The 10,503-nt window shown below is 66.8% G+C and carries 8 protein-coding genes; all 8 read right to left on the bottom strand.

Annotated features, from left to right (window positions below; genetic code table 11):
• Positions 1-1,635: ATP-dependent DNA helicase RecG (locus tag HZB86_09705; GenBank protein MBI5905804.1), on the bottom strand; the 1,635-nt coding region annotated here is incomplete at its 3' end.
• Positions 1,632-4,901 (bottom strand): carbamoyl-phosphate synthase large subunit, encoded by a 3,270-nt coding sequence (carB, locus tag HZB86_09700; protein ID MBI5905803.1) that lies wholly within the window; start codon positions 4,899-4,901, stop codon positions 1,632-1,634. The genes carB and HZB86_09705, both read right to left, overlap by 4 nt.
• 4 nt (positions 4,902-4,905) lie before the next feature.
• On the bottom strand, positions 4,906-5,784 hold the full coding sequence (locus HZB86_09695; protein ID MBI5905802.1) for a radical SAM protein: 879 nt from the start codon (positions 5,782-5,784) through the stop codon (positions 4,906-4,908).
• On the bottom strand, positions 5,785-6,933 hold the full coding sequence (carA, locus tag HZB86_09690) for a glutamine-hydrolyzing carbamoyl-phosphate synthase small subunit (GenBank protein MBI5905801.1): 1,149 nt from the start codon (positions 6,931-6,933) through the stop codon (positions 5,785-5,787).
• Entirely contained in the window at positions 6,926-8,227 is a 1,302-nt protein-coding gene (locus tag HZB86_09685) for a dihydroorotase (protein ID MBI5905800.1), read from the bottom strand. The genes carA and HZB86_09685 overlap by 8 nt, the downstream gene beginning before the upstream one ends.
• On the bottom strand, positions 8,214-9,146 hold the full coding sequence (locus tag HZB86_09680) for an aspartate carbamoyltransferase catalytic subunit (protein ID MBI5905799.1): 933 nt from the start codon (positions 9,144-9,146) through the stop codon (positions 8,214-8,216). Before HZB86_09680 ends, HZB86_09685 begins: the two co-directional genes overlap by 14 nt.
• Before the next feature lie 3 nt (positions 9,147-9,149).
• On the bottom strand, positions 9,150-9,707 hold the full coding sequence (pyrR, locus tag HZB86_09675; protein ID MBI5905798.1) for a bifunctional pyr operon transcriptional regulator/uracil phosphoribosyltransferase PyrR: 558 nt from the start codon (positions 9,705-9,707) through the stop codon (positions 9,150-9,152).
• A gap of 197 nt (positions 9,708-9,904) precedes the next feature.
• Positions 9,905-10,503: signal peptidase I (gene lepB, locus HZB86_09670; protein MBI5905797.1), on the bottom strand; the 599-nt coding region annotated here is incomplete at its 5' end.

The following is a 10,503-nucleotide window of genomic DNA, read 5'->3' as shown; positions in this document are numbered from 1 at the left end:
GGAAACGAGGATCCGGAGCGCGCCGGACAGGAAGCCGCGCATCACCGACTCCTTCGCCTCCGCCTTCATCCGCCCGTGCAGGAGCCCGACGCCCGCGTCCGGAAACGCCTCTCTCACCCGTTCCGCCGTCCGCGTCGCGTCCCGGAGGGCGATCTTTTCCGACTCCTCCACCAGCGGCAGGACGATGTAGACCCGTCCGCCCCGAGCGATCTCCTCCCGGACCCGGTCGAACACCCCGCCGCGCCCTTCCTCTCCCACGATCCGCGTCCGGACCGGAATCCTCCCCTTCGGCATCTCGTCGATCACCGATACGTCCAGGTCCCCGTACAGCGCGATGGCCAGCGTGCGGGGGATCGGTGTCGCCGTCATCACGAGGAGGTGGGGCGCCACGCTCGCTTTCTTGCGGAGTGCCGCGCGCTGCAGGACGCCGAACCGGTGCTGCTCGTCGATGATCGCGAGCGAAAGCCTTCGGAATTCCACGCTCTCCTGGATCAACGCGTGCGTTCCGACCGCGATGTCCGCCACGCCGTCCCGGATGGCTCGCCGGGCCGCGTCCCGCTCCCGCGGCGAAAGCGCGGCCGACAACAGGGCCACCTTCACCGGCAGCCCCTCGGTCAGCGCCGTGAAGCGGCGGTAATGCTGCTCCGCGAGGATCTCGGTGGGGGCCATGATCGCCGACTGCGCCCCGTGCCGCCAGGCGACCATCGCGGCGATCCATGCGACGATGGTCTTTCCGCTCCCCACGTCGCCCTGCAGGAGCCGCTGCATCGGGTGGCTCCTGCGGAGGTCCGAAAGGATCTCGTTCACCACCCTGCGCTGGGCGCCGGTCAGTTCGAACGGGAGGCGCCTCTTGATCTCTCCGACGATCTCCCGGTCCCACGGGAGAGGCACCGCCGGTTCCCGGGCCGCACCCGCCCGTCTCCTCGCCAGGGCCCACTGGAGCGAGAAAAGCTCCCCGAAGACGAGCCGCCTCTGCGCGGGAGTGGAGAATTCCCGGAACATCGCGGCATCCGCCCCGTCGGGCGGGAAATGGATCGCGGCGAGCGATTCGGACAGCGGCGGGACTCCGGCCTTCGACAGGATCCAGGGCGGGAAGAACTCGGCCTCCCCGCGGGCGTGGCTCCGGACGACCTCCCACAGGATCTTCCGGAGGAGCCGCGGGGGGATCCCCGCCACCTCCGGGTATACCGGTACGATTCTCCCGGAATGGACCGGGTCCGCCTCCTCCTCCTTCCCCAGGATCTCCGGGTGGTGCATCTCGGGGAAGAAGCGGAACATCCGTACGGGGCCGCACAGCGTGACGGTCTCGCCCACGTGGAACCGCTCGGCGAGCGAGGCGTGGAATCGGAACCATTTCGCCGCGAGCCGTCCGGTTCCGTCGGACAGTACGACCTCCAGGATCCGGGGGCCGCCGAACCGCCTTCCCCCTCCATGGACGGACAGGATCTTCGCCTTCACGGGCACGATCATTCCGGCGGAAAGTTCCCGGATGGGGACGATCCTGCGCCGGTCCTCGTACCCTTTCGGGAAGAAGTACAGGGCGTCCTGCACGGTCCGGATGCCCCGGGCGGCGAACTTCCCCGAGAGCCTCGGGCCCACCCCCTTGACGAACTGGATGGGGAGCGGCCCGGTCACCGGGCCTTTCGGTGCGACCCGTGGTACTCCTGGAGGCTCATCACCGTGAGGTCGTCGCGGATCAGGTCGGAAATGGCGTGGGACACCGCGCGCGCGGCGGCGAGGGTGGTGAAGTACGGGATGTTGTAGACCAGGGCGGTCCGCCGGATGTAGTAGGAGTCCGCCTTGGACAGCGCCCCCTGCGGCGTGTTGATCACCAGCGCGATCTCGCCGTTCTTGATGAGGTCCGCCACGTGGGGACGCCCCTCGTTGATCTTCAGGACCGTCTCGGCGGGTATCCCGCGGCCGTTGAGGAACGCGGCCGTTCCGCGGGTCGCCACGAAGGTGAACCCGCGTTCGTGGAGGAGCCCCGCGGCCGGAGCGATCGCCTCCTTGTCCTCGTCCCGCACGCTCACGAACACCTTTCCCGACAGGGGGAGGATCATCCCGGCGGCGATCTGCGCCTTGGCGAACGCCGTCCCGAATTTCCGGTCGATTCCCATCACCTCTCCGGTGGACTTCATCTCGGGCCCGAGGAGCGTATCGACGCCCGGGAATTTGATGAACGGGAAGACCGCCTCCTTGACGCAAACGTGTTCCGGCACGACCTCGCGGGCGAAACCCAGCTCCGAAAGCTTCTTCCCGGCCATGACCTTCGCGGCGAGCTTCGCCAGCGGGACGCCGATCGCCTTGCTCACGAACGGGACGGTCCGCGACGCCCTCGGGTTCACCTCCAGGATGTAGATCTCCCCCTTCTGGATCGCGAACTGCACGTTCATCAGCCCCACCACGGACAGCTCCGCCGCCATCGCCCGGGTCTGGCGGGCGATCTCGTCGAGCGCCTCCCTCGGGATCGAGTGCGGCGGGAGGGAGCAGGCGGAGTCGCCGGAGTGCACGCCGGCTTCCTCGATGTGCTCCATGATCCCGCCGATCACGACGGTCTCCCCGTCGGAGATGGCGTCGACGTCGATCTCGATCGCGTCCTCGAGGAACCGGTCGACCAGCACCGGTCGGGCCTCCGACGCGATCACGGCGTGGGTCAGGTATTTCCGCAACCCCTCTTCGTCGTGGACGATCTCCATCGCCCTCCCCCCGAGGACATACGAGGGTCGCAGGAGGACCGGGTATCCGATCCGCAGCGCGATGCGCACCGCCTCTTCCGTCGACCGGGCGATCCCGTTGGGGGGCTGCCGGAGCCCCAGCTTGTCCAGCATCTCCGCGAACCGCTCGCGGTCCTCCGCGCGGTCGATGCTCTCCGGCGACGTCCCCAGGATCCGCACGCCTTCCTTCTCGAGCGGGACGGCCAGCTTGAGCGGGGTCTGGCCGCCGAACTGGACGATGACTCCTACCGGTTTCTCGGCCTCCACGATGGCCAGAACGTCTTCCTTGGTGAGCGGTTCGAAGTAGAGGCGGTCCGAGCTGTCGTAATCGGTGGAGACCGTCTCCGGGTTGCAGTTCACCATGATCGTCTCGAACCCCTCCTCGCGGAGCGCGAAGACGCCGTGGACGCAGCAGTAGTCGAACTCGATCCCCTGCCCGATCCGGTTCGGTCCGCCGCCCAGTATCACGATCTTTCTCCGGTCCGTCGGACGGCCCTCGCATTCGGCCTCGTACGTCGAGTACAGGTACGGAGTGTGGGCCTCGAACTCCGCGCCGCAGGTGTCCACCCGCTTGAAGACCGTCTTCACTCCCGCGGCGTACCGCGCACGCCGGACGTCGTCCTCGGACGAAGCCAGCAGCATCGCGAGCCTTCGGTCGGAGAAGCCGGTCGCCTTCCACTTCCGGAACCGGGTCGCCCACTCCCCCGCCTTCCCGGAATCGAATCCGGCGAATTCGGGCGCGCATTCCCGGATCCCCGATTCCATGCCGACGATCTGCCGGATGTTCTCGAGGAACCACGGGTCGATCCCGGTGAAGGCGCGGATCTCCCCCGTCGTCCACCCCTCCCGGAACGCCTCCCCGATGTGGAGCAGCCGCTGGGAGTTGGGCTTGCGGAGCTTTTCCTCCAGGATCTTCCGACGCGCGGGCGCCGAGGCGGCACCCCGGACCGCGAGGACCTCATCGAACCCGTAGACGGAAGTCTCCAGGGACCGGATCGCCTTCTGCAGCGACTCCTTGAACGTGCGCCCGATCGACATCACCTCGCCGACCGACTTCATCTGCGTCCCCAGGGAATCCTCCGTCTGGGGAAACTTCTCGAAGGTGAACCGGGGGATCTTGGTGACCACGTAGTCGATCGTGGGCTCGAACGAGGCGGGCGTCACCCGGGTGATGTCGTTGCGGATCTCGTCGAGGGTGTACCCGACCGCCAGTTTCGCCGCGATCTTGGCGATGGGGAAACCGGTGGCCTTGGACGCGAGCGCGGAGGACCGGGAGACGCGCGGGTTCATCTCGATGATCACCATCTCCCCGGTGTCGGGGTGGACGGCGAACTGGATGTTGCTCCCCCCCGTGTCCACGCCGATCTCCCGGATGATGCGGAGGGCGGCGTTGCGCATCAGCTGGTATTCCTTGTCCGTCAGCGTCTGGGCGGGGGCCACCGTGATCGAATCGCCCGTGTGCACCCCCATCGGGTCGAGGTTCTCGATCGAGCAGACGATGACCACGTTGTCGGCCAGGTCGCGCATGACCTCGAGCTCGAACTCCTTCCAGCCGATGACGGACTGCTCGACCAGGACGGTCCGCTTGGGCGATGCGTCGAGCGCCCACCGGATCCCCTCCTCGTACTCCTCCCGGTTGTAGGCGATTCCGGCGCCGGTTCCCCCCAGCGTGAACGAGGGGCGGATGATCGCCGGGTATCCCACCTCCGGGATCACCTCCATCGCCTCCTCGAGCGACCGGATGTACCCCGACCGGGGGACGACGAGGCCGAGCTTCTCCATCGCCGCCCGGAACAGGTTCCGGTCCTCCGCCTTCTGGATCGCGTCGAAGTTCGCCCCGATCAGCTCCACGCCGAACTTCCGGAGAACCCCCATCTCGTGGAGGGAGACGGCGATGTTCAGGCCGGTCTGGCCTCCGATGGTGGGGAGAAGGGCGTCCGGACGCTCCCGCTCGATGATCTTCGCGACGATCTCCGGGGTGATCGGCTCCACGTACGTCCGGTCGGCGAAGTCGGTGTCGGTCATGATCGTCGCAGGGTTGCTGTTGACCAGGACGACGGTATACCCCTCCTCCTTCAACGCCTTGCACGCCTGGGTCCCGGAGTAGTCGAACTCGCATGCCTGCCCGATGATGATCGGGCCGGATCCGATGAGCATTATCTTCGTGATATCGGTGCGTTTCGGCACTGTTCTACAACTCCTGGATGAATACGTTCCGGAGCCCCAGGCGCTCGGCGGCGGCGATCGCCCGGTCGTACTCCGCTTCGAACAGTTTTCGATCGAACCCGGGAAGTTCCCCTGCCCGGTACGCCGGGAAATATTGTCCCATCAGCGAGAGGGGAAGGTCGGGGCCGAAGGCGGACGCGAGATGTTCGAGGACCGACTCGGTCTCCTCCACGTTCCCGGGCAGGACGAGGTGGCGGACCAGCATCCCCCGGGTCGCGACCCCGTCCCCGCCGATCGAGAGGAAACCGGTCTGGCGGACCATCTCCCGGAGAGCGGCGTCGTTGTGTCCCGCGTAATCCGGGGTCGCGGACGCCTCGTCCGCAAGCCGCGACGTGCGGTACTTGGCGTCCGGAAGGTAGATGTCGACCACCCCGTCGAGCAGCGCGAGCGCCTCGAGGGAGTCGTACCCGTTCGAGTTGTAGACCACCGGGGTGCGGAATCCACTCCTGCGCGCCAGCAGGACCGCTTCGACGAGCTGCGGGACGTGCGGGGTCGGGGTGACGAAGTTGACGTTGTGGGCCCCTCTCCTCTGGAGGGAGAGGATCTCCTCCGCGAGCGTCCGCGGCGACATCTCGCGCCCGTTCCCGTACTGGCTGATCGGGTAGTTCTGGCAGAAGACGCACTTCATGTTGCAGTGGCTGAAGAAAACGGTTCCCGACCCGCGTGTGCCCGAGATCGGCGGCTCCTCGCCGTGGTGCAGCGACACCGACGCCACGCGGGCGGTCGCCCCCGCGCCGCAGAATCCCCGTTCGCCGGAGAGCCGGTTCACGCCGCACTCCCGCGGGCACAACCGGCACGCGGACAGTGCGGGGATCGCCGTGATGCGGGCCGCCGCCGGTGTCATCTACAGCTCCTCCTCCCCGCAGAGGTACCGGTGGAAACGGGTGAAAAGGTACCGGGAGTCGTGGGGCCCCGGGGACGCCTCGGGGTGGTACTGGACGGAGAAGCAGCGCATCGAAGGGACCGAGAGCCCCTCGACCGTCCCGTCGTTCAGGTTCACGTGCGTGATCCGCGCCTTCCCCCCGAGGGAATCCGGGTCGACGGAGAAGTTGTGGTTCTGGCTCGAGATCTCCACCTTCCCCGTGGCGAGGTCCTTCACCGGCTGGTTGCACCCGTGGTGTCCGAACTTCAGCTTGAAGGTCTTTCCGCCGAGCGCCAGCCCCATGATCTGGTGCCCGAGGCAGATCCCGAACATCGGGATCCGTCCGAGCAGGTTCCGGACGGTGTCCACGGCGTACGGCACCCCTTCGGGATCGCCGGGACCGTTGGAAAGGAATACCCCGTCGGGATCCATCGAGAGGATCTTCTCCGCCGTCGCGGAGGCGGGCACGACCGTGACTTCGAACCCGTGCGAGACCAGCATCCGCAGGATGTTCCGCTTGACGCCGAAGTCCATTGCGACGATCCGCGGGACCTTGCCGAACCGCTCGTGGAACGACGCGGCGGGGAGGTACCCCTTTTCGAGGTCCCAGTCCCCCGTTTCCCAGCGGGCGACCTGGTCGGTCGTGACCTCCCGCACCAGGTCCCGGCCCACGATGGACGGAAGCTCCCTCGCCTCCCGCAGCAGCGCCTCGGGGTCCCGCCCCGACGCGGACAGGATCGCCATCTGGGAACCTCCGTCCCGGAGGCGGCGCGTGAGTCGACGGGTGTCGATCCCGGCGATCCCGCAGATGCGGTATCGGCGGAGATACGCCTCGAGCGATTCGACGAGGCGCCAGTTCGACGGCGGAGTCCACGCCTCCCGGACGACGAACCCCTCCACCCACGGGCGGGACGACTCGACGTCGTCCGGGTTGATTCCCGTGTTCCCGATCTCCGGGTACGTCATCGTGACGATCTGCCCCTTGTAGGAAGGGTCGGTCAGGACCTCCTGGTACCCGGTCATCGACGTGTTGAACACGACTTCGCCGGCGCACTCCCCGTCGTACCCGAAAGAGATCCCCTCGAAAAGGGTGCCGTCCGCGAGGGCGAGGAGGGCTTTCCGCTCAGGCATCCGCCGCGACCCCCGGGATCGTCGAGTGGCGGATCCGCCCCGCGTGGATCGTCAGCACCGCGCGTCCCCGCATCTTCCACCCGAGGAACGGGCTGTTCTTCGACTTGGAAAGGACCGCGTCCCGTTCGAACGCCCACTCGAGGTCCGGGTCGATGACCGTCACGTCGGCGTCTGCGCCCTTCGAAAGGGCGCCCTTGCCGCGGAGGGAGAGGATTCTCGCCGGCGCGGAGGACAACAGCTCCACCACGCGCGTCGGGGACACCTTTCCCCCCGCGAGGAGGACGAGCGTCAGCGGGAGGGAGGACTGGAGGCCGATGATCCCGTTGGCGGCGGCGATGAATTCGCACCGCTTGACGTACTCCTCGTGCGGCGCGTGGTCGCACGCCACCGCGTCGATCGTTCCGTCGAGGATCCCCTCCAGCACGGCCATCCGGTCGTCTTCGCCCCGCAGCGGAGGGTTCATCTTCGCGTTCGTGTCGTACCCTTCCAGCGCGCCGTCCGTCAGGGTGAAGTATTGCGGCGCCGTCTCGCCGGTGACCGCCAGCCCCGCGCGTTTCGCCATGCGGAGGAGATCCACCCCCATCCTCGTGCTGATGTGCTGCAGGTGCACCCTGCCGCCGGTCTGGCGGGCGAGCAGGATGTCCCGGGCGATGGCGACCTCCTCGGCGGCGGAAGGGATCCCCGGAATGCCGAGCTTCTGCGCCGTCCAACCCTCGTTGGCGGCCCCTCCTTCGGCCAGCCGGTGATCCTCCGGATGGACGAGGATCGGGTATCCGAACGGCTTGGCGTACTCCATCGCGCGCCGCATCAGGAGAGGGTCTTCGACCGGATTCCCGTCGTCCGAGAATGCCACCGCTCCGGCCTCCGCGATTTCGGAGAAGTCGGTCATCTCCTTCCCCTCGAGACCCCGGGTCACCGCCGCCACGGGGAACACCGACACGGAACCTTCCCGCGCGGCCTTCTCCAGTATGAACCGGGTGACCTCGGGGTTGTCGTTCACGGGTTTCGTGTTGGCCATGCACGCCACGGAGGTGAAACCGCCGGCGGCGGCGGCGGCGGTTCCCGAGCGGATGTCCTCCTTCCATTCGAAGCCGGGCTCCCGGAGGTGCACGTGCATGTCCACCAGGCCCGGCGTCACCCACTTTCCATCGGCGTGGATCACCGTTCCCTGGAACCCTTTCGGGGGATCGCCCGGGAGGAAATCGAGGATCTTCCCTCCATCGATCACCAGGTGTCCGATCCCGTCGCGGCGGGAGGAGGGGTCGATCACGCGTCCTCCCTTAATGAGCAGCATGGGAACCTCCGGCGAGAAGGTAGAGGAGAGCCATCCGGACGGCGACTCCGGACTCGACCTGGGAGAGCACCAGCGACCGGTCGCAGTCGGCGAGCTCGTCGGTGAGTTCCACGCCGCGGTTGATGGGTCCCGGGTGCATGATGACCGCATCCTCCTTGGCGTGGGAGAACACGGCCCTGTTCAAGCCGTACCTCTTTGAATACTCCCTAAGGGACGGGAAATACGATGTTTTTTGCCTCTCCAGCTGGATCCTCAGCATGATCACGACGTCGGCCCCGTGGACCGCCTCCCGGATGTCGCTCGTGAGGATCGCCCCGGTCCGGCCCATTTCGCGGGGCAAAAGCGTCGCGGGGCCGCAAAGCCACATGTTCGCTCCCATCCGCCCGAGGGAGTGCAGGTCCGACCGGACGACGCGGCTGTGGAGGATGTCTCCCACCATCGCGATCTTCAAGCCCGCGATCCTCCCCTTTGCCTTGAGGATCGTGTAGAGGTCGAGCAGGCCTTGCGAGGGGTGCTCGTTGGCGCCGTCGCCCGCGTTGATGACCGAGCACGAGACGTGCTTCGAAAGGAATTCGGCGGCGCCGGAGGCGGGGTGCCGCATCACCAGGATGCCCGGCTTCATCGCCTCGATGTTCCTCGCGGTGTCCAGGAGCGTTTCCCCCTTGGTGATGCTCGACGTCGAGGAGCTGAAGTTCACCACGTCCGCGGACAGCCGCTTCCCGGCGATCTCGAAGGAGGTCCGCGTCCGGGTGCTCGGCTCGAAGAACAGGTTCACGACCGTCTTTCCCCGAAGCGCGGGGACCTTCTTGATGTCCCGCGTGAGCACCTCCTCCATCGAGCGCGCGGTGTCGATGGCGAACTCGATCTCCTCCGGCCGGAAGTCGGCCAGACCGAGCACGTGTTTCCGCCTCCATTCCATCCGCTACTCCCCTTTCCCGGGCGTTTCGTTGAGAACCACCTTCCAGTCGTCCGGTTCCCCCTCGACCCGGACCTCGACGGTTTCGGACCGGGACGTCGGCACGTTCCGTCCGACGTAATCCGCGCGGATGGGCAGCTCCCGGTGCCCGCGGTCCACGAGGACGGCGAGCTGGATGTTCCTCGGCCGCCCGAAATCCATCAGGGCGTCCATGGCGGCGCGGATCGTCCGCCCGGTGTAGAGGACGTCGTCCACCAGGATCACCTTCTTCTCGTTGATCGAGAACGGTATCTCGGTGCGCTTCATCCGGGCCTGGTACCCCGACTTCCCGAGGTCGTCGCGGTAGAGGGTGATGTCCACGAAGCCCGCGGGAACGTCGACACCCTCGATCGTCTGGATCTTCCTCCGGATCACCCGCGACAGCGGGATTCCTCCGGATGCGATCCCGACGAGGACGATCTCGGAGGCCCCCTTGTTCTTTTCCAGGATCTCGTGGGTCAGGCGCGAAAGGGCACGTTCCACTCCCTTCCCGTCGAGGATGGTCTTGGCGGCGGCTTTCTTCATGGGGTTCCACCTTTCGTCCCCGGACGGGAAACTTCGGGACATAAAAAAAGCCTCTCCGGCGGCGCGGAGAGGCGTTGCGGTCGTTTCGTCCGTGTCATCCTTTGCTAACCTCGCGGGATTAGCTTAAAAGGCCATTCGAGATGATACCCCCGATGGCGGCGCGCCGTCAACCCGTAACGAACGGGTCGTTCGGCGGATCAGCGCAGCGCGTGTCCGATACGCTCCCAGCGGATCATCTCCGGCCAGTGCCACGCCTCGTACCAGGGGAATCCGCGGTGCCAGTCGATCGAGAAATAGATGAAGAGAGCCTTCCCGATCACCGCGTCCATGTCCACGAATCCCCAGAAGCGGGAGTCGTACGACCGGTCCCGGTTGTCCCCCATCACGAACAGCTTCCCGTCGGGCACCCGCACCGGGGGCATGTTGTCCCGGGTGCGGACGAACCCCTCGATTTCCATCCCGTCGGCGAACCGCGTGTACGGCTCGGCGATCGGCGCGCCGTTGACCAGGACCGTTTTCCGGCGGACCTCCACGACGTCTCCGGGAGTTCCCACCACCCGCTTGATGAAATCCTTGGACGGATCCTCGGGGAAGACGAACACGATGATGTCCCCCCGCTTCGGGGATGCGATCCGGAGGATCCGCCCCTTCGTCCAGGGGATGTGGTACCCGTAGATGAACTTGTTCACGAAGATGTGGTCCCCCACGAGCAACGTGTTCTCCATCGAACTGGAGGGGATCTTGAACGCCTGAAGAAGCAGCGTGCGGACCACGAGCGCGATCACGAGGGCGATCG

The organism is Deltaproteobacteria bacterium (assembly GCA_016234845.1).
In the GTDB taxonomy this organism is placed as follows: Bacteria; Desulfobacterota; Deferrimicrobia; order Deferrimicrobiales; family Deferrimicrobiaceae; genus JACRNP01.
The sequence above is the reverse complement of the archived record's forward strand: the minus strand, read 5'-3'. Positions and strand labels throughout refer to the sequence as shown.

Bases quoted from the DNA above. Each gene is read 5' to 3' on its own strand.
- HZB86_09685 (MBI5905800.1), bottom strand. From the start codon at position 8,227: ATGCTGCTCATTAAGGGAGGACGCGTGATCGACCCCTCCTCCCGCCGC.
- HZB86_09680 (MBI5905799.1), bottom strand. From the start codon at position 9,146: ATGGAATGGAGGCGGAAACACGTGCTCGGTCTGGCCGACTTCCGGCCG.
- carA (MBI5905801.1), bottom strand. From the start codon at position 6,933: ATGCCTGAGCGGAAAGCCCTCCTCGCCCTCGCGGACGGCACCCTTTTC.
- HZB86_09695 (MBI5905802.1), bottom strand. From the start codon at position 5,784: ATGACACCGGCGGCGGCCCGCATCACGGCGATCCCCGCACTGTCCGCG.
- pyrR (MBI5905798.1), bottom strand. From the start codon at position 9,707: ATGAAGAAAGCCGCCGCCAAGACCATCCTCGACGGGAAGGGAGTGGAA.